This window comes from Pseudoalteromonas aliena SW19, assembly GCF_014905615.1.
GTDB lineage: Bacteria > Pseudomonadota > Gammaproteobacteria > Enterobacterales > Alteromonadaceae > Pseudoalteromonas > Pseudoalteromonas aliena.
On the sequence record NZ_AQGU01000025.1, the window covers coordinates 1,173,154 to 1,194,186 of the forward strand.

A 21,033-nucleotide genomic window follows, 5' to 3' on the forward strand; every position below is an offset into this window, starting at 1 on the left:
GCCTAGCTGCTCTGCATCTAAGCCAATGAAGGCCCTATGAGCAAAACTCTCTCAATCAGCGAATACTTCTCTTATTTTAAAGATAAACGCTTAATCAATATTTTTATATTTGGCATGAGTAGTGGTTTTCCTTGGGTGTTAATTGGCTCTGTACTATCTGCATGGCTGAAAGATGAAGGCTTAAGCCGCAGTATGATTGGCCTATTTGGCATTGTATTTGGCGCTTACAGTATAAACTTTTTATGGTCGCCTCTAATTGACAGAACCAAACTCCCCTTTTTATATAAATGGCTAGGCCAACGTCGCAGCTGGATACTATTGTGCCAAAGTTTTATTTTAATAGGTACACTGCTATTAGCTGGGCTCGATCTTAAAGCAAATTTGGCAATGGTTGCTGCAATTTGTTTGTTGATCGCAATTGCCTCTGCAACACAAGATATTGCAATTGATGCATTTAGAATAGACACACTCAGTGAAAGCGAATCTCATAAAGCCACCGCAGCCGCCGCAATGGCGACATCAGGTTGGTGGACTGGCTATGCGCTTTTAGGTGCAATTCCGTTTTATATGGCGGATATTCCTTCTCTTGATTGGCCGCAAATTTACTATTTTCTAGCCGCTGTAATGTTACTGTTAATGAGTGGTGTACTATTCGCAAAAGAGCCAAAATCAAACAGAGAAGCAGTACACGCTGAGCTTGAGCGTGTATACCTTGAAAAACTATCATCAACAAAACAAACTCCTTTTACTAGAACCATCGCTTGGCTCGCTGTCACAGTTATAGATCCGTTTAGAGCGTTTTTTACTAAAAATGGCGTTAAAACAGCACTCGCGCTATTGGCCTTTATTTTCTTATTTAAAATAGGTGAGGCATTTTTGGGCCGCATGTCTATTGTGTTTTATAAAGAAATTGGCTTTAGTAATAGCGATATTGCTACATTTTCAAAAGTAGGCACAGCCGTACTGACTATTATATTTACCTTTGTTGGCAGCTTATTTAATCAAAAATATGGCATTGTTAAAGGTTTATTTATAAGTGGTATTGCAATGGCGGCGTCAAATTTAGCATTTTCGTGGATTGCGTTAGTTGGTCCCGATTTAAGATTGTATGCCTTTGCTATAGTTATTGATGGTTTTACACAAGCATGGTCGCTAGTCGCAATGGTAGCGTTTATTTCAATGCTATGTGATAGAGCATTTAGTGCAACACATTATGCGTTATTAGCATCATTAGGAAACTTAGGAAGGACATTACTTTCTAGCTACAGCGGTGTGGTAATTGATGATTGGTTAGCGGGTAATTGGTCACTGTTCTTTATTCTTACAGCGTTAATGGTTTTGCCATCGCTGGTATTTTTGTATTTAATTAGGCATAAGCTATATGAGCTTGAAAAGAATTACCATGAGAATAATTGAGGTATTTAATGCATCCCTGCATTAATTTATTGCTTAGAACATTTAAACGCCCCTTAAAACAAACTAAGCAACTTTATCGTTAATCAGCTTTAAGTAGACTTAATGCTTCATGCGGATCTGCTTCTAGTGCAATACAATAACGAACAAATTCAATTACATCTAAACGGCGTTCTTGGTTTTCAATTTTACCGATAAATGAATGAGGTGTACCAAGCACTTGTGCTAGGCTACGCATTGTATGGCCTTTTTCTTGGCGTTTGCTTTTAAGCCATTTTGTTAGCTTTGCGTTTTCTTCTGAAGAAACGGTCTTGCCCATCATTTTACATCTCCTACTCGATGATTTGACATACCCATAAAAGCGGTAGTCTATCAATAGCTGTAGGTAAGCAAGCAGCGATACTCAATGTTACTTCAATAGCAATAGAGCTAATTAAGCACGTGTTGCTACTTACTTTTACCCACACAGCTAAAACTACGCTAATAATGTGGTATAGGTTTGTTTTTAAAAGAATGAAATTTTGCCCGTCTCACTCTTGGATACATTATATACTATTAATACTTTCGTTGAATAATTAATTACATACTCGGTACAAGTTTGAGCATGCTCTAATATTTATAAAAGCTGAATATTCATCCTAAGTTATCAGAAAACATTAAAAAATTATATTTTTCGGCTAAACATTTTTTATAAATATTTATGGTAAATTTATTTCATTTTACTGGTACAGGTTTATTATTAAGACATAATCAGCGCGACAAAGGTTAAATAATGTTCAGATTACTTTTTTTATTACCTATCATATTATGTTTAGGTTGGTACTTTTTTTTGCGCCATAACGGTGTGCCTATTAAGCAAGGTAAAAAAGGCTTTATGTATATTTTAGCTTTTTCTGTATTTGTACTTGGTTTTTTTATATTAATAATGCAAATAACTGAGTACGCCCCAAGCGATTTTTAGGCATTAAAAAAGCCGCAAAAGCGGCTTTTATTTCGACCTTAGCTCATGATTAAACGCTAAAGCTTGCACCACAACCACAGGTTGTTGTTGCATTTGGATTAGATACGAAAAAACGAGCACCTTCAAGGCCCTCAGTATAATCAACCTCGCCATCAACTAAATATTGAATGCTCATAGGATCAACCACTAAGGTGACACCATTTTTTACTATTTCTAAATCGCCTGGATTTGCTTTTTCATCAAAAGTAAAACCATATTGAAAACCTGAGCAACCTCCACCGGTTACATAAACACGTAGTTTAAGTTCAGGGTTTTCTTCTTCATCGATTAACTGCTTAACACGAACTGCAGCCGCATCGCTGAACTTAATTGGTAATTCGTCAGACATTTTAAACCCCTCAATATCGCAATGGCATGATTATCCAATACCCGAGTATTTTAATCAAGTATAGCCTTTAATTGCTAAGCACTTCTTATCCTTAAAGTAGGTAACTGTAAAAAATATCCCCCGCATTGCCGCAAGTACATACGGTGTTATAAATACAACTGAAGAAATTTATATTAGCGTACTAAGACTTTGCTTAAAAGCACCAGAGAAGCCTATAGATACAATAAATATGGGGATTATTCAGCAACGTAAGCACTCCGGTCTGACTATTGGTAGTGAACACATAATTAATAACTAAAAGTCGCTTAGAGTAAAGCTCAGTCAACAATAGAGTGTGAAATTATGTAAGAAAATTGCCTAGCTGGAATTGATAAGAACATAAAATGTTGAAATAACAAACGATAAACTATTTGATTTACTCAGTTACTGATTCATCTATCAGATCAAGCAAAGCCCTATTCATTCTTTTTATAAAATCGTCTTTATATGGAGAGGTAAATTCACGGCTAAAGCCTATGTGTGCAGTTCTGTGATTAATTTCATCTTTCTCTATAACCGTAATCGCAGCATATTGTGGGTAGCTTTTTTTTACGCTTTCTAGTTCATACTGTGTGGCTTTTCTATCATTAACATAGCAGTCTATTTTATTAGTAAGTAATTTTATGACATTAGCTTCTGTGCTTTTATTTTCCCATAATTGAATACGCCCTTGCGTTATTGCCTTTTTATAACGTTCATCCAGCAGCAAATAACCTGCATTCATTCCTAAATGAACACGTTTATTAGTAGCCGAATTTAAATTTAACGTAGCTTTTAAATCAATATTTTCACGACAATAAGTCACCACAAACTCAGTGCCTAATGCCACCGAATATGATGAAATAAAAGGCCTTGAATCGTAATGTAAATACGGGGGAACTACCGCTATAACATCACCATTTTTTACGGTAAGCAGTGCTCTTTTCCAAGGCATCGGTATTATTTTAACGTCGTAATCTAGCTTTAGTTGATCGCCAGCACGTCTCAATAAATTAATATAAACCCCTTTCAATTCACCTCTTTCTAAATAGCTATATGGTGGATAATCATCGTCAGCTAATATAGTAATATCGACTTTGCTGTTGCTTGTAAATGTACATACAAACAGCAGTAAACTCATTGTCAGTGTTAAAGGTTTTTTTAGTATATGCATGTTTTTACTATTAATAGTCCCACACTTGTGAGTAGTCGTAGCGAAACCCTACAGAGAATGAACTAAAATCAGCTAAATAATCAAAGTCTCGGTAAAGGTATTCAACATGTAAACGTAAGTTTTCTGCTGGCAGCCATTCAAGAGTAAGGTTTGCGCCATTATAATTTTGCGTTTGAGCTGCTTGGTGGCCATCATCAAAGTCAAAATAACCCATTTTTACTTTATAATTTTTGCTCAGCGGATAAGCCATTGACACATCAAGCGTATGCCCATTTCTATCTATACCTAAATCCCTATTGTATTTTTTAGCCTGGTAGCCTAGGGCAAAGTAAAAACCGCTATCAAAAGAATAAGCTAAAGATCCGCCAACAATATTATTGTCACCCAATTCTTGTTCATTCTCATATATACCTTTGTTGGTATACGTTAAAGCAACATGCAAGTTATCTTTGTCGTAACTTACCCCACCATTAATAAGGTCACTTTTATTATCGCCTTGTGTGCCATTAAACTGACTAACTAACATCCATGTAAAATCGCCTTGTTTAATCTGATAAGTAAGAAGGTTATCAACAAAAAAAATACTTTCCGGATCATATGCAAAAGGACTGTTGCCGTGATTAAAAATATCGACATATTCAGCAATAAACAAATATTGAGCTGGTCGCTGCTTTCCTAGTCCAACTTTGCCGTATGGGCTGTCTATTGCAGCATATACCTGTCGTGCATTACCAAAATTGCCGTTATTTGATAAATCAATGCCCCATTCACCGTGTAAGATGCCTTGCCATTGCTGATTAAATTCCACAGTCGACTTAATTCCAGCATGAGAAAGTGCATCTTTTACGTCCCATGACGCTTCATTTCCCTCATCGATGTAGCCAAACGTTGGCCTAACTGTCGCGTATACTTTTATATCTTTTTTGGAAGGAATATTTTTAATGTTTTGATCTGTAGAAATAGATATCTGCTTTTGAGGCCGTTTATCTTCTGAATTTTGCGCCCCCACCTTTTCAAGGACTTCAATTCTCTTATTTATCGTTTCATACTGGACGGATAAAGAACTTAAAGCAGACAATTGAGTACGAATATCCGCTAATTGCGACTTTAAATCCTGTAACTCATCTTGTTCATTTTGTGCCTGCACCAAAGGAGCGCATAATGCAGCAAACAAAAAACAAATACTTTTTTTTTGCATAAAAAGACTCAACTATTTAAACTTTTTTTAAGTGTAGACTATATTTATTTATGCATAATAAAAATAATTGCCTATTTAGCTAAAGAGTGAAACCCTATGAAAATTAGAACAAAGTTCTCAATCGCTTCCGGTATTGTAGTATTTATCGTCATTTCACTACTTGCAACAACAACATATCTACTCGTTCAACAAACGCTAAAAAAATCCACTACAGCTTATATACAAGATAATGCGTCGCTACTTTCACAAAGTATTGGCAATTGGCTTATCAGTAAATCAGCTCAGCTCAATGTTCTAAAAAAACACATTGAGTCAGACTTTTCGAAACAAAACTTTCAGTCTGGGTTAGAAAACCCAGCTTTTACAGACGATTTTTTATTAATGTTTGGCACATTAAATGACGAAAAAGAACTACGCTCAAATAATAAAAACAGAGTAAATCCGCCCGGTGTTGATTTCAAACAAAGGCCGTGGTTCAAGTTAGCTAAAGACAATGAAATGATTTCTTTTACCGCCCCTTACACTGATGCGGCAACCAATAAATTATTACTTTCGGCTGTAACCGCAATAAATACTGCAGATGGTTTTCAAGGCGTTATTGGAGGAGATCTTGGCTTAAGCGATATCGCTGATAGCGTTAATACCATAAACTTTAATGGTAATGGTTTTGCATTTGTTGTTGATGGCTCAGGTAAAATAATCACTCACCCTACAGCCAATTTAAGTAATAAGCAGACACAAGACATTTATCAACAATCCCCAAAACAGAGCAAGCAGATTTTAGAAATAGAACACGAAGGAAAAACTAAACTCTTATATTTTTACCCCATTGGTGATGAAATCGGTGTTAACTGGTCTGTAGCCATGTTATTAGATAAAGACAAGGTCTATGAATCACTTACCGTATTCACTATTCGCACATTTTTTATAGCTATCATTAGTATTACTTTTTGTGTTTTAGTATTTAGAACCTTAATTAAAATTTTGCTCAAACCACTTGACGAGTTAGAGCATGCTATTAGTGAAATTGCATCTGGTGGCGGAGATTTAACGCAGCGATTAAAAATAACCTCTGAGGATGAATGTGGTGTTGTTGCTAAAAGCTTTAATCGATTCTTATCATCCTTACAGGAGCTTGTAAGTGGTGTTATTAATAAAGCAAATAATGTTGAAGAACAAAGTGCAGCTGCTAAATCCTTATCGACAGAATCAAGTAAGTCACTTAATGACCAATATTTATTAATTGATAGCTTAGCGACTGCTATTAATCAAATGAGTACGACATCTGCAGAAATAGCATCCAGCGCACAAGAAGCGGCAACGTCAGTCACCTCTGTTAATAATTCAACAAGCTCTAGCAAAACACTTTTTGAGAAGACAACCTCGGACATTACCGATTTGTCTAATTCTATCTCGAATTCACAAGAACTAAGCAACCAACTAGCAGAGCATAGCAATAGTATTGAGCAAATATTATCTGTTATTAATAACGTTGCAGAACAAACAAACTTACTTGCCTTAAATGCAGCGATTGAAGCAGCAAGAGCTGGTGAATACGGGCGGGGGTTTGCAGTCGTTGCGGATGAAGTAAGAACACTCGCTTCAAGAACACAAAGTTCAACAACAGAAATTAAACTAATGATTGAGCAAATTCAGTTATTTTCATCTAAAGTTCAACAAGCAATGGAAAAAAGCAAAACGAAAGCGACGCTGTGCGTTGAACAAACCGAAATAGCGAATCAATCACTCAATACCATTTCGATGTCTGTAAAAGATATTATGGATAGAAATTACCAAATAGCCGCCGCAATCGAAGAGCAAAGTACTGTTATTGAAGATATAAATAAAAGCACCATTGATATTAAAGATATTAGTGTGCAAGTTGATGAATACGCTAAGGAGCAATTTGAGACAAATACTAGCTTAGCTGAAAACGTAAAAGACCAACAAGACTTACTTAAAAAGTTTATTGTTTAAGATATATTGATCTTTTAGGGTTAAATTTAATCCTGAAAGATCATTTTGATAAGCAATAACAGAGTTAACATACTGATTACCTTTTGCCACAAGAGGTCTTTGCACAAAACTCTAAAATCAAAAGGACTTAGTGATAAGCTTTTGCTAAACTGCACGCTGAAAATGCTTTGAGGAAATAATGCATGTGGCTTGAGCAGCTCAGGCGTCGGCTGGCAAAACCTAAAACATCTGTACAATTATGCTTATTAGGCGTAGTTGCCGGATTGATTGCTGCATTTTTTATTATTTTATTTCGTTTAACCATTCTATTTTTCCAAAGCCTATTTTTAGAAACGCCTGACGACTTTACTACCTTACCTACTCTTGAGCGCGTTTTAATGCCACTAATAGCGGCACTTTTAATCGCATGTTTTGCTGCATTTACTGGCTTTAAACATTACCGTTTAGGTATTCCCTTTGTTATTCATCGTATTAAACGTCATTACGGACAAATGCCACTTTATAATACTGTAAATCAGTTTGTTGGTGGCGCACTAGCCCTTATTAGTGGCTTTTCGGTCGGTCGAGAAGGTCCTTCTGTTCATATGGGTGCCACAGGCGCGAGCATTTTAGCTGATAAACTTCACTTACCTCATAATGCAATGAGGACATTGAGCGGGTGTGGTGTTGCAGCCGGTATTGCTGCATCATTTAACACGCCTCTTGCTGCCGTTATTTTTGTAATGGAAGTCGTACTTAGGGAGTATAAAGTCCATATATTTGTGCCTATTATGCTCGCTGCGGTGACCGGCGCACTAGCTACTCAGTTTGTATTTGGTGAAGGCTCTGAGCTGGCACTTATTACAATAGCGCCATTGAGTGGTTGGCATTATCCGTATTTAATATTATGTGGTATGGCATTAGGTGCTATTGCATTTAGCTTCAATCAAAATTTAATGTTAATTATTAAAACATTTAAACCTTTAAGCATGTTTCCTCGTTTACTGATTGCAGGGTGTATTGCTAGCTTAATTGCATATGCAGTACCTCAAGCAATGGGCTCAGGTATGAGTGCGATTACCATTGCGGTTGAATCTCCTGATAACGTAAAATTACTCACCACTATTTTAATTGCTAAATTACTTGCTACGCTATTTGCAATTGGTTTGGGTATTCCCGGTGGGTTAATTGGCCCTGTGATTGGGCTTGGCGTATTAGTTGGAACTCTGATGGCTTTTTGTGCGCAATTTATTAGCCCTGGCACTGATATAGCGGGTACTTATGGTGTTTTGGGAATGGCTGGATTAATGGCCGCAACCCTGCATGCTCCCCTTGCAGCCTTAACAACGGTCATGGAGCTAACATCATCACCTGAAATTATCGTACCGGCCATGCTTGTTATCACGACAGCCTATGTAACCGCATTACAGTTTTTTGGTAATCGCTCTATATTTTTACAACAACTCGATTTTCAGGGGTTGCCGTATCATGTGTCTCCCGCTACAGAGGCCCTACAAAAAGTGGGCATAATGGACGATATGGATGAAGATTTTAAATTACTGTATTCAGACGATAAAGAGCAAATAAAAAACACCCTTGATGCAATGGACAGCCAAACGCCACTGATTGTATTTGATGAGGAAAATGGTTATAGACTTGCAGAATATGACTTAAGTTTAATGTCGGACCAAGCGATTAATTTAAACTACGTTAGCCTGCAAGGCATTAGTAGCCAAGCAACCTTAGCTGATGCATTCGATATATTAAAAGATAAAAGAAGTGGTGCATTATACGTTTACAATCTTTTAGATAATCAACAAATTATGGGCCTATTACGCTGGGATCAAATTCATCATATTCTAACCATTCGTAACAGCTTACTTTAAACAATAAGGAATAGTATGAGCGCATTACTAATTTATAAAACCTTGCATATATTTTTTATGATTGCGTGGTTTGCCGGCATTTTTTATTTACCAAGATTATTTGTCTACCACGCAATGAGCGAAGAAAAATCGTGCAACTCTATGCTTAAAGTAATGGAGCGTAGGCTACTTTATTTTGTGACTCCATTCGCTGTTTTAACGGCTGTATTTGGCGTTTTAACCATTGTTGAATATGGCCGTGACTGGTTTAGATATAGTATGTGGTTACATTACAAACTCGTACTGGTGATTATTTTATATATCTACCACGGTTACTGTTTTAAGTTATTAAGCGATTTTAAGCATGATCGTAATACTAAAACCGACCGATTTTATCGAGTTTTTAACGAGCTACCGGTTATTGCGCTACTCATAATAGTGGCATTAGCCGTGATAAAGCCAAGCTTGTAAAATTGTTATTGCGCTCTAATGAGCACAAGTAACATTTTAACTTTGTTATAATATGCGCGATTGCGTGCCCCATTTTATGGATTATCGTGCCCTTTTGAAAAACTAGGAATAACCCCATGTTAAGTTTCCAAGGTGAAAACATACTCTCTGTTAGTCAACTAGACAGAGACTGCATTGAACGCATTTTTGCAGTTGCTAAAAAAATGGAGCCTTACGCTAAAAAGCAAAAGCGTACCAACGTACTTGAAGGTGCTATTTTAGCTAACTTGTTTTTTGAACCAAGCACACGTACACGTGTAAGCTTTGGTACAGCGTTTAACTTACTCGGTGGTTTAGTTCGCGAAACAACAGGTATGCAAAGCTCTGCGCTTGCTAAAGGTGAATCTCTATACGACACAGCACGTGTTATTTCAGCCTATGCAGATGCCGTTGCTATGCGCCACCCAGACTCGGGGTCAGTCAGCGAATTTGCTACGGGCTGCAGCGTACCGGTAATTAATGGCGGAGATGGTCCAAATGAGCACCCAACTCAAGCATTACTTGATTTACTTACAATCGAACGAGAACTCAGCAGGTTTGATCAAAATATCGATGGTATGCACATAGCCTTAGTAGGCGATTTAAAATACGGCCGTACCGTACACTCGCTTTCAAAACTGTTGTGCCATTATAAAAACATAAAATTTTCGATGGTTGCTCCTGATGGCTTACAAATGCCTGATTACATTTTAGATGCAGTGGATAACGCGGGTCATAAAATTGAACTAGTAAATAAAATGGAAGGTAATTTAGCCGCCGATATCGTTTACCAAACACGTATTCAAGAAGAGCGTTTCCCTTCTCAAGAAGAAGCAAATAAATACCGTGGTGGATTTAGAATTAGCCAATCAATTTACAGTGCACACTGTAAACCTAACTCTGTACTTATGCATCCTCTACCGCGCGATAGTCGCATTGAAGCCAATGAGCTCGATAACGACTTAAACACTAACGACAATTTAGCTATATTTCGCCAAGTACAAAATGGCGTATTAATTCGTATGGCACTGTTTGCTTTAACACTCGGCGTAGAAAATAAAGTCGAGAAGTATGAAGTAGACGTACCTTGGTTTAGCCGCAAACGCGATAGCTAACCCCCTTTCAAGTGACAATTTATAGGATTTTTCATGACAATTAGCCAAGACTTATTTGAACGCGCTCAAGCCTCGATTCCAGGTGGCGTAAATTCGCCAGTTCGTGCTTTTAATGGTGTAGGCGGTACGCCGCTATTTATTACTAAAGCAGAAGGTGCGTTTACATTTGACGCCGACGGTAATCGTTATATTGATTATGTGGGCTCTTGGGGTCCAATGATCATGGGCCATAACCACCCAGCCATAAAGCAAGCCGTTCATGAAGCGGTCGAAAACGGCCTTAGCTACGGTGCGCCCACTGAAGCCGAAATTTTAATGGCTGAAAAAGTAAAAGAACTAGTTCCATCAATCGAAAAAGTGCGTATGGTTAGCTCCGGTACTGAAGCGACAATGAGTGCAATTCGCTTAGCTCGTGGTTTTACGGGTCGCGACAAAATATTAAAATTTGAAGGATGTTACCACGGTCATGCTGACTCGTTATTGGTAAAAGCTGGCTCTGGCGCACTAACAATGGGCGTACCTAATTCACCAGGCATTCCTGAAGATTTTGCTAAGCATACGCTTACGGTATCATTTAATAACTTAGATGAAGTAAAAGCTATTTTTGCAAAATATGCAGACGAAATTGCCTGTATTATTGTAGAGCCAGTCGCCGGTAACATGAACTGCATTCCACCAGTACCAGGCTTTTTAGAAGGTTTGCGTGATGTCTGTAACGAATATAAATCGGTGCTTATTTTTGATGAAGTAATGACAGGTTTTCGTGTTGCACTGGGTGGTGCACAAGCCTATTACAACATTAAACCAGACCTTACATGTTTAGGTAAAGTTATTGGCGGTGGCATGCCTGTTGGTGCATTTGGTGGTAAAACCGAAATAATGGATTACATTGCGCCTGTTGGCCCTGTATATCAAGCCGGTACACTTTCAGGTAACCCTATTGCGATGGCAGCAGGTTTAAAATCACTTGAGTTATTAAGTGAACCTGGCCTGCACGATAAATTAGAAGCTATTTCTAAAGCGCTTTGTGAAGGCTTTGAAGTCGGCGCTAAAAAAGCAGGCATAGCGCTAACAACCAATTACGCTGGTGGCATGTATGGCTTCTTTTTTACTGATGCTGAAAAAGTAACAACCTACAAACAAGCTACTGAGTGCGACCTAGAACGCTTTAAACGCTTTTTCCACCTTATGCTTGAAGAAGGTGTTTACCTAGCGCCATCAGCTTTTGAGGCGGGTTTTGTATGTGCTGCACACACTGAGCAAGAAGTACAAGAAACAATAGCGGCAGCTGAACGCTCATTTGCTAAGCTTTAATATAAAAATTATTTTTTAGAGTTTTAACCACTTGTTTTTGCAGCATGTAATTAAGACTAAAGATTGAAAAAAGCCCGAAAGGGCTTTTTTTATTTGTAAAGTACTATAAATGAATGATAATTGAGGTAATCAAGGTCTACTTATCTCATCCATTACAAAATAACAAGAGAGTCTTATGTCAGGATTACGACAATTTGCAGCGCCTGCAATTAAACTAATGGCTAATTTAAAATATAAAACAAAAATAAGCCTGATGTTTGGCATACTATTACTACCTCTTGCATTGAGTTTGTTTTTTTTGGTCTCCTTACTAAGCGATAGTATTAACGTCTCAAAATTGCAGCAGCAAGGCTTAAAAGGCTACCGTGCGATTCTTAGTAATCAAATTCAAGGAACAAATGAGAAAAACATCGCTATTGCACAAAAATTAGGGTTTACAGTAAAAAATAATCAAGCTGATGATGTGCTCGAGCTTGTTTCAATTCAGTCTAACTTAGCGCTCGACAGCCAACTTGCCAGTTCTTATGTTAATCGTGCTTTAGTGACGCCCATTCCAGCATTAATAATGCAGATAAATTTAACAGCAGCAAGTGCAAATACAGTAATTAATAATAACCAGTTTACACCAGATACTTTTATAGCACTTTCAAACTTAAATAAGTCATTACCACTGTATGAAAAGCAATTAGATAAGACATTAAGTGTAGCAACCGCTTCAGAAAAATCAGTTGATAAAATATTAGCACCAGCTTTAAAGCAGTTACAAAGCGCTGTATATGCATTTAAAAATGCAATAGATAAAAAACTGCTTGAACCAGATGATCTAGAACTAAACAAAGGTGAATTTACGCAGCTAACAAATGATGTTCATAATAGTATTAATGCATTAATTGATAAAAGCATTCCAACATTAGAGTCCTTAGTAAGTGAAAAGCTACAAATCCAACAATGGACCCGTGATATCGTATTAGCCGCATCGGTTATAAGCCTACTTTTTGCTTTTTACTTAATGATTGGTTTTTATTTTGCTGTCGTAGATACAATTAACCGCTTTGCAGAAGCGGCAAATAGAGCAGCAAACGGCGACTTGAAAGCAACACTTGAATCAAATGGCAGTGATGAAATGAGTACGATTGCATTACAGTATAATGCCCTGCTTAATGCATTTTCTCACTTATTATCAAATGTAAAAACAAGCACGATAGAACTTTGTAGTGCAACTAAATCATTATCGCAAGCCAGTAGCCAAACTAGTGATGATGTTAGCAAACAACAAACTCGTGTAAACGCTATCCACAGCGCATTAAGCGATATGGCTCAAAGCGCACATACTGTTGAAGAGTCAGCGCATCAAGCAACACTTATAGCTCAAGACGCCGCAGCACACGTTAAACAGGGTTCAAGCAATACAATGGAACTCGCTAAGTATATGCAAGATTTGCAAATTGAATTTGCAGAAAGCCAACAAGCTCTTGATAAACTGGCGCAAGATAGCCAAGAAATAAGTAAAGTAAGTAAAGGGATCAGCGAAATTGCAGATCAAACAAACCTACTAGCCCTTAACGCCGCCATTGAAGCGGCAAGAGCCGGTGAATACGGACGAGGCTTTGCCGTTGTTGCTGATGAAGTAAGAACACTTGCTCAGCGAACACAAACTCAGACTCAAGAAATTCATCAAATTATTACCTCTTTACAGCAAGCATCTGACGACACACAACAGAAAATGCGTTCCAGCGTAGACAAAATGGAACAATCAGTAAAAGCGGCCACTGAAACCAATACGGCATTACAAAGCGCCGAACAAAGCATGGGCAATATAAAACACCAAGGTGAAGTGATCTCTGAACGTGTTAAGCAGCAGTCAAATGCGACAACACAGGCACTTAGAGACTCACAAGAAGTAAGCAATTTAGCGGATCAAACATTAAACTCGGCTCAATCAACTTTACAAGATGCACAACAATTAAGTCGCCTATCGAACGACTTAACAAAATCAATGGGCTTCTTTAAATCTTAATTAAAGTTAATTGCAATGAGGTAATAACTAACACTATTGGAATAGGGCCTGTTTATCTTTCGAGGTTAAGTTTGCAGCTGTATGCTTGGTATTTAGGCAATACAGAGCCTATGTAGTGTGGTTATTCCCCATAAATAGCCGATAACGTGGAATAAATGCCAAACATGCGCTGCCCGAAGAGTTCTGCCTAGGGGCTATTTACTCTTTGTTGCTCGGTTTTTACTTATTCTTATAGGGATGTAAGCCATTAGAGTAACGCAGGGTCAGTTACCGAATCCACTAGGTTACAAACCTCACGCCGCAATTAAATCGCCCCTAGATTGAACAAATTTTAATCCTGAAAGGTCAACAGGCCCAAACTTTACTAGTTAAGTATATTTTATCAATTGCTATAACTGGTTTTTCGAAACACAAATAGCCCTAGGGTCTGTTGATCTTTCAAGGTTAAATTTGCAGCCGTCTGTTTGGTATTTAGGCAAGGCAGAGCCTATGCAGTGTGGTTATTCCCCATAAGTGGGCGATAACGTAGCATTAATGCCAAACAGGCGCTGCCCAAAGGGTTCTTCCTAGGGGCTATTTACTCTTTGTTGCTCGGTTTTTACTTATTCTTACATGGATGTAAGTCATTAGGGTAACGCAGGAGCAGTTACCGAGCCCACTCGATTACAAATTTCGCGCCGCGATTAAATAGCCCCTAGATTGAACAAATTTTAATCCGCAAAGATCAACAGACCCTAGGGCGTGTTGACCTTTCGTGATTAATTTTGCAGCAGACTGTCTGGTATTTAGGCAAGGCAGAGTGGTTATTCCCCATAAATAGGCGATAACGCAGCATAAATGCCAAACATGCGCTGCCCTTTGGGTTCTTTCTAGGGACGATTAACTCTTTGTTGCTCGGTTTTTACTTAGCCCACTCGATTACAAACCTCGCGCCGCGATTAAATCGCCTCTAGATTGAACAAATTTCAATCCTGAAAGGTCAACAGGCCCTAAGGCTGTTTTACTTTTAGCTCGGTTTAATACCATATATGGTATTAGATAATTTTAAAGAGTTTAATTTTGAACTCCGGCAGAACTTTTTTGAGAATTTAACATTTCTCTTGCTTGAGCCTTATCTGCAACAATCTGTTCGGTTGTACGACAACGTTTTTTCTGAAACTTAGTTCCGGTGATAATTTCTTTGTCACATACATAATTTTGAGAGTTATGCTTTTTTAAATTAGATGCATCATTTTTAGAATCAACTTGTGTAGTCTCCATTTCACTTGGCGTAGATGTACATGCAGAAAGAGCAATCAGTACAATAAACAATAAAGTATTTCTCATTTTTTTTCCTATAAAAAGAACCCAAAATAAAGATTTATTTTGGGTTCTTTATTATTTAATACTGCTGAATTCAGTTTAAATAACGGGCGACTTGCTCACAATATAAAATTTATAGATCACAACCGCTTATGTACCTAAACAGAAACAGCTTCTAATACTTAGTTAAAGCTATAAGTAAAACCAGCAAATAAATACCTTCCCAGTGCATCATATGAACCTGGGAAAACATTACCATTAGCGACACCTGAAGGGCCATTAGGGATAAGCGGTGGAGTAACATCAAATAGATTATTTATCCCCGCCCTAACACTAATACTAGAGTTCACATTCCAACTACCGGCTAAGTCAAAATATGTTTGCGCATTCAAAGTGGTTGGCCCTGATACAACTTCATTTTTTGAGTCGCGAGTATATTCATCTGTATCACCAAAATAGCGAACTTTCGCGGTTAAATTTGCATCCCATGGTGTCATCCAAGTTGCACTTAGGTTTGTACGTAGTTTCGGCATAGGAGCTTCACATACAGCACGATCCCAATAGCCTACGCAATCATCTATATCACCACCAGGTAAATTTTGAACTGAGAATTTATCTAGAAAAGTACCCACCATAGTAAAACGAAGACTACCTAATTCCTCTAAAGAATGGCGATACGAAATATCAAAATCAATACCAGCCGTCTCAATTTCACCAATATTTACATCTGTCGCTGTAATTGCATTACTGCCAACCCAAAGCGAGCCAGTCTTTGGATCTCGGTTAATTAAATCACAAAACTCTTTAATATCATTTACGGCACATTCGTTATGGATTGAAGCCTCAGGAATTGCTTGAATAGCATCACTTACTGTTATATTAAAATAATCAATAGCGATATCTAAGTTATCTATTGGTGATAGTAAAATACCGAATGAATATGTATCTGATTTTTCAGGTGCTAAATCAGGATTACCACCAGTAACAGAATTATACTGTCCCGCATCATTAATTAATGCTTTTGAGCCATATTGGCTATCCGTAACACCTGTTCTCGCACATTGCTCTTTTGTTAGTGGATTTTTAGCGCCAGCACCACATGGATCTTCCCAGTTAAATAGACCTTGACTTGGCTGTCTGAATAAGTCACGGACATTACCAGCTCGTACAGCTCGTTGATAGCTAGCTCTTAAACCAACTTGTTGGTTAAAACGAACATCAAAAGCTGTTTTATACGTATTTGTCTGTTTATCTGTTGAGTAATCAGAGTAACGATATGCTAGTTCAAGTGTAATATACTCAGCATATGATGTATCTTCTACAAGCGGGACATTAAATTCTGTAAAGAACTCATTTACATCAAACTCACCTGTTACACCGCTAGTAGGGCCACCTTGACCTGCTCCATCACCAGAAGTGAAGTTACCATCCGGATTAAGAGTTAGGTATTCGTTACGATGCTCAAAACCAAATACAACGCCAACGCCCGTTGAGGTACCCGGTACAATAATTCCAGCATCAGTTAAATCACCTGTAACATAACCACTAAGTTGCTTTGTCTTTGTGTCACCACGTGAGTAAAGTGGGATAGTTAAATAATCCAATTGGCTTTTATCAATCTTACTTGGATCAAATACATTCCAAGGAACACAGCTTGGATCCGAGCCATCAACAACTGACTTACAAACAATATTCCCTTTATCATCTTCCACTGCTTGCAGCGCTCGACCAATTCGTTTGATAGATAAATCATTCTCGTAAGTTTGAACATACGCAACTGAACCAAAATTCATAAATGCGTCGTAGCTCCAGTCGTCATTTATTTCACCTCGTATACCTAATACAAAACGAGATGAAGTATGTCTTAAATCATCTTGGCGAGGCCCACCTTCAACATTACGCTTTCCAATAAACATAGAAACCGCATCATCTCGGCCTAAGCCCCTGCTATCACACAATTTATTATACTGTTGTTCAGACAATAGAGGGTTATCACATTGAATGTCGATCGATTCATTAAAAAAAGATCCCGACGGTGCGATTTGTGCAACTGTTCTATCATCCATATAACTCATTTCGGTGTATACAGTATGTGAGTCAGATAAATCATAATGACCTGTTACACCAAATGTTTTACGAGTATCTGGACGTTGAAAATAATTAAGTGGTCCATAGTTGTAAAGCAAGCCATCACGCTCAACAAATGTATTACCATTCGTTGTTAAATCTAACTCATCAAAATCAGTAAATCGACCCGTGGGTATTGTACTTGAACCTGCACAAACACGTTTACCACTCTTATCAGTATTCATTGCGCACGCACTGTAATCACGATTATTTTGTGTTACGGCATCAACTTCACGAAGTGTTGCATAGCCTGTTAAGTTACCGCGTCCATCCGCTGAATTTACACCTAATAAAACAGAAAAGTCGTGAGTATTTCCATCTGTTACATTTTTTTCTGGCGCCTCAAAACCTACATCATCCAACGCTCTTTGCATATCGCCATGATCATTCTTATGTTGATACATACTACCTTGATATTCAAATTGGAAACCTTCAAAGTCATCTTTAAGAATAAAATTAACAACCCCTGCAACAGCATCTGAACCATATGTTGCAGAAGAGCCACCTGTTAATACATCAACTCTTTCAACTAGTGCGGCTGGAATTTGATTTATATCAGCACTTATTCCTCCCGCTGATGGAGAGCCTGATGGCATGCGTCGTCCGTTAATTAGCACTAGAGTACGCGATGGGCCTAAGTTTCTTAAATCAACAGTTGCAGTCCCTGTCGCGCCATTGGCTGTACCCGATGTTTGCCCTGCAAATACGGCTGGCAGATCATTTAATAGATCCTCCACTCTCGTAATACCAGCAACTTTAATATCTTCTGAAGTAACGGTTGTAACTGGACTTGCACCTAGCATCGCAGCACGTTTAATTCGTGAACCTGTTACTTCAATACGCTCAACGCTTTCAGTAGCTCCTTTTTCTGCTGCAATGAGCATAGGAGTATAACTTGATGCGGCAATGGAGGTAGCAAATATAGAAAGCTTTATTGCATGCGATAATGATGACTGTTTCATATTAAATATCCCTAATTTAATTGTTATTTATATTATTATCACAAAAAAATTAACCCAGAAGACAATCACAGTCAACACAAATGCAACTTTTTGTTAAATATAAAGTTCAATATTCAACCAAAAAAACAGATTAATTCTAAAATAAAAGAAAACACTTATTACAAAAATAGCTTGATGCATCTCTTTTTTATAACTAAAACCATAAAAACGCTAAATCTATATCTATTCAAAAGTTCAAACGTAAATTACCATATGTTGTTAACAACTTGGTCTTGGTTCAAATTCACTAGCTCTCAAAGGTAATTGAATTACTTTTCCGCAGCCTGGTGGGGCTTGTTTTCCAGTTTGCTCGTTAACAAACGCCCAGCGAATTGATGCAGGGCGTGTATCAGCAATGGCTTGGGGGTTAAGTCGTTTTAAATAGCGAATATACGTTTCTAGTGCCCCAACACTGCCAGTTAGTCCCGTACTTTTATTATCGTCTCGACCAAGCCAAGCTACCGTTACCGTGTTTTGATCAAACCCTGCGAACCAGCTATCACGCAAATCATTACTGGTTCCCGTTTTACCTGCCAGTTGAATTGACGGAAAATGTAAATTTAAGCGTTTAGCGGTACCGTCTTTAGTTACACGCTTCATTGCGTACTTAGTCATGTAAATCGCGTCTTTATCAAATCTGGATTCTGGCTTTACAATATGCTTATAAAGCACTTTGCCTACAGAATCGGTAAGGGCCGATATTGCAGTAAGTTGTCTGTATTCGCCATCTGCAGCTATCGTTGTATATAATTGAGCAACTTCATAACTAGACATTTCAATAGCACCTAAAAGTAGCGATGGGTATTCATCTATTCTCCCCGTCGCACCGAGCCCTTTTAAAGTCTTTGCTACTTGGTCAACACCGACATCAAGCCCTAAATTAACCGCCGGAATATTAATACTATTACTAAATGCTTTATAAAGTGGGATTGCACCACGGTATTGATGATCAAAATTCTCTGGTTGCCACACATTACCCTGCTCGTTTGTCACCTGTAATGGTGAATCATCAAGCAGTGTAGCTAAATTATAATGCGGTAATTGTAGCGCCGTTAAGTACACTGCGGGTTTAACAAGCGATCCTATATTACGCTTTGTATCTAAAACACGGTTAAAGCCCGAGTAACGCACATCACGGCCTGCAACAAGCGCAGATACACCGCCTTTTTCTACGTTAACAGAAATCATCGCAGTTTCTAATTTTTCTGTTTTTGGGCGTCTTTCTAAGTACGGTAGACTATTTTTTATCGACTCTTCCATTGCTGTTTGTTTTTGTAGATCAAAATAAGTAAATACTCTCACGCCGGCATCAAGCGTTTGTTTATTTGGTAATAGCTTATTTAATTTTCGATTTACTAACTCTAAATAGCCTGGGTATGATTTTTGTAAACTTGCTTTCATTGGCGCAATATCAATAGGGCGTTTAAGCGATGCGCGATATTCCTTTGTGCTAAGCAGTTTATTTTCTACCATAAGACGCAGAACGAGATCTCGACGTTCCATTGTGCGCTCTTTGTAACGACGAGGGTTGTAATAAGAGGGTCCTTTAACCATTGCCACCAGCAGAGCAATTTGATCATATTCTAGTTCATCAACGGGTTTAGAAAAATAAAAGTCTGCAGCGAGCCCCATACCGTGCACGCCTTGGTTATAAGATTGCCCTAAATAGACTTCATTTAAATACGCTTCTAATATTTGATCCTTTGAATAGCGATAATCCAGAATAAGAGCAATAAATGCCTCATTTATTTTACGCATTAAAGAACGTTCACGCGTTAAGTAAATATTTTTAGCTAGTTGCTGAGTAAGTGTACTACCGCCTTGAACTGTACGACCTGCGCGTATATTAGTGTAAAGCGCCCGTAAAATAGAAAACACCGACACACCATGGTGCTCATAAAAATTACGATCCTCAACCACTAATAATGTGTCTTTTAACATGGCTGGAAATTTATCAAGCGGCACAAACTCTCTATCTTGTTTAGAATCATTGCCTATACGGGCTATTTGAACAGGCTCTAAGCGCGCACTATTTAAGCGTCTGCCAAACTTATCTTTAATCGTTGCGACTTTTTGCCCTGAAAAACGCAATTCAATAATATGCGACGCTTCAAATCCATCGTAAAACTCAAAATCACGACGATAAATTTTAATACTACTGGCCGTTTTAACAAACTGTCCTGTTCGGCTTAATCTATTAACTAATGAATAATTTAGACGTTCAAGTTCCCATATTACTTCTTGGCTTGATAAAAATTGTCCTGGATAAAATGCCATTGACCGCGCATAGACTTGCGCTGGAAGTTGCCATTTATTTCCTTCAAATTGACGTGTTATTTTTGAATCTAGATAAATAAAATACATTGCCATGGCAATAAAAACAGCCAAACTTAGCTTCCAAAACACTGACCATACTTTTTTCATGAAAGAGCGTTGCAGCGTTTTTTTTACTGCTTTTTTAGTGCTTTTTGAGGTTTTTTTCTTTGCAGTGCCTGATGGCTTACTCACACGTTTAGTTGCAGGTTTACTGGTAGGTATTTTTTTATTATCAGCCATTTAAGTGTAATTTATTCCAAGGTTATTCACGAGTGTGAGCTTAGCATATTGAACATACCCTAACATCCGAAAAGTTAACCCTTCCTGAAACAAAAAAAGCCCTACCGAAGTAGGGCTTTGCAGAGCACACCGTCATGTC

General features: G+C 38.0%; 15 protein-coding genes. 8 read left to right on the forward strand and 7 right to left on the reverse strand.

Annotated features, from left to right (window positions below; translation table 11 throughout):
• Positions 1–36 precede the first annotated feature (36 nt).
• Complete coding sequence (locus PALI_RS10880) at positions 37–1,416, forward strand: AmpG family muropeptide MFS transporter (protein WP_193155835.1); 1,380 nt, start codon at positions 37–39, stop codon at positions 1,414–1,416.
• Between the two features lie 79 nt (positions 1,417–1,495).
• Here the strand turns inward: PALI_RS10880 and PALI_RS10885 are convergent, their stop codons facing one another.
• A complete protein-coding gene (locus tag PALI_RS10885) occupies positions 1,496–1,735 on the reverse strand; it encodes a helix-turn-helix domain-containing protein (RefSeq protein WP_193155836.1) in 240 nt (79 codons plus the stop codon).
• 450 nt (positions 1,736–2,185) lie between these two features.
• Between PALI_RS10885 and PALI_RS10890 the strand changes: the two genes are divergently transcribed.
• Positions 2,186–2,374, forward strand: a complete 189-nt coding sequence (locus PALI_RS10890) for a hypothetical protein (protein WP_077535722.1) — start codon at positions 2,186–2,188, stop codon at positions 2,372–2,374.
• A gap of 49 nt (positions 2,375–2,423) precedes the next feature.
• Here the strand turns inward: PALI_RS10890 and erpA are convergent, their stop codons facing one another.
• From erpA to PALI_RS10905, 3 genes are all read right to left on the reverse strand, one after another.
• Positions 2,424–2,762, reverse strand: a complete 339-nt coding sequence (gene erpA / locus PALI_RS10895; protein WP_077535723.1) for an iron-sulfur cluster insertion protein ErpA — start codon at positions 2,760–2,762, stop codon at positions 2,424–2,426.
• 415 nt (positions 2,763–3,177) lie between these two features.
• Positions 3,178–3,954 carry a substrate-binding periplasmic protein gene (locus PALI_RS10900; protein ID WP_193155837.1) on the reverse strand — a complete coding sequence of 259 codons (777 nt, stop codon included), beginning with the start codon at positions 3,952–3,954 and terminating at the stop codon, positions 3,178–3,180.
• Between the two features lie 10 nt (positions 3,955–3,964).
• Positions 3,965–5,152 (reverse strand): porin, encoded by a 1,188-nt coding sequence (locus tag PALI_RS10905; protein ID WP_193155838.1) that lies wholly within the window; start codon positions 5,150–5,152, stop codon positions 3,965–3,967.
• Positions 5,153–5,248: 96 nt separating this feature from the next.
• On the opposite strand from PALI_RS10905, the gene PALI_RS10910 reads away from it, so the two are divergent.
• The 6 genes from PALI_RS10910 (at position 5,249) to PALI_RS10935 (ending at position 13,908) form a co-directional block, all read left to right on the forward strand.
• Positions 5,249–7,129, forward strand: a complete 1,881-nt coding sequence (locus tag PALI_RS10910; protein ID WP_193155839.1) for a methyl-accepting chemotaxis protein — start codon at positions 5,249–5,251, stop codon at positions 7,127–7,129.
• Positions 7,130–7,311: 182 nt separating this feature from the next.
• On the forward strand, positions 7,312–8,994 hold the full coding sequence (locus PALI_RS10915) for a chloride channel protein (protein ID WP_077535727.1): 1,683 nt from the start codon (positions 7,312–7,314) through the stop codon (positions 8,992–8,994).
• Between the two features lie 15 nt (positions 8,995–9,009).
• Complete coding sequence (locus tag PALI_RS10920; RefSeq protein WP_193155840.1) at positions 9,010–9,444, forward strand: CopD family protein; 435 nt, start codon at positions 9,010–9,012, stop codon at positions 9,442–9,444.
• A 116-nt stretch (positions 9,445–9,560) separates the two neighbouring features.
• Positions 9,561–10,577 carry an aspartate carbamoyltransferase gene (locus PALI_RS10925; protein ID WP_077535729.1) on the forward strand — a complete coding sequence of 339 codons (1,017 nt, stop codon included), beginning with the start codon at positions 9,561–9,563 and terminating at the stop codon, positions 10,575–10,577.
• Between the two features lie 33 nt (positions 10,578–10,610).
• On the forward strand, positions 10,611–11,891 hold the full coding sequence (gene hemL / locus PALI_RS10930) for a glutamate-1-semialdehyde 2,1-aminomutase (protein WP_193155841.1): 1,281 nt from the start codon (positions 10,611–10,613) through the stop codon (positions 11,889–11,891).
• A 175-nt stretch (positions 11,892–12,066) separates the two neighbouring features.
• Positions 12,067–13,908: a methyl-accepting chemotaxis protein gene (locus tag PALI_RS10935; protein ID WP_193155842.1), complete on the forward strand. Its 1,842-nt coding sequence runs from the start codon at positions 12,067–12,069 to the stop codon at positions 13,906–13,908.
• 1,053 nt (positions 13,909–14,961) lie between these two features.
• On the opposite strand, the gene PALI_RS10940 is transcribed toward PALI_RS10935, so the two are convergent.
• The 3 genes from PALI_RS10940 to mrcB all read right to left on the reverse strand — a co-directional run bounded on the left by PALI_RS10940 (position 14,962) and on the right by mrcB (position 20,894).
• Positions 14,962–15,234 (reverse strand): hypothetical protein, encoded by a 273-nt coding sequence (locus PALI_RS10940; protein WP_193155843.1) that lies wholly within the window; start codon positions 15,232–15,234, stop codon positions 14,962–14,964.
• Positions 15,235–15,392: 158 nt separating this feature from the next.
• Positions 15,393–18,299: a TonB-dependent receptor domain-containing protein gene (locus tag PALI_RS10945; protein WP_193155844.1), complete on the reverse strand. Its 2,907-nt coding sequence runs from the start codon at positions 18,297–18,299 to the stop codon at positions 15,393–15,395.
• A 258-nt stretch (positions 18,300–18,557) separates the two neighbouring features.
• Positions 18,558–20,894: a penicillin-binding protein 1B gene (gene mrcB / locus PALI_RS10950; RefSeq protein WP_193155845.1), complete on the reverse strand. Its 2,337-nt coding sequence runs from the start codon at positions 20,892–20,894 to the stop codon at positions 18,558–18,560.
• Between the last annotated feature and the right edge of the window lie 139 nt (positions 20,895–21,033).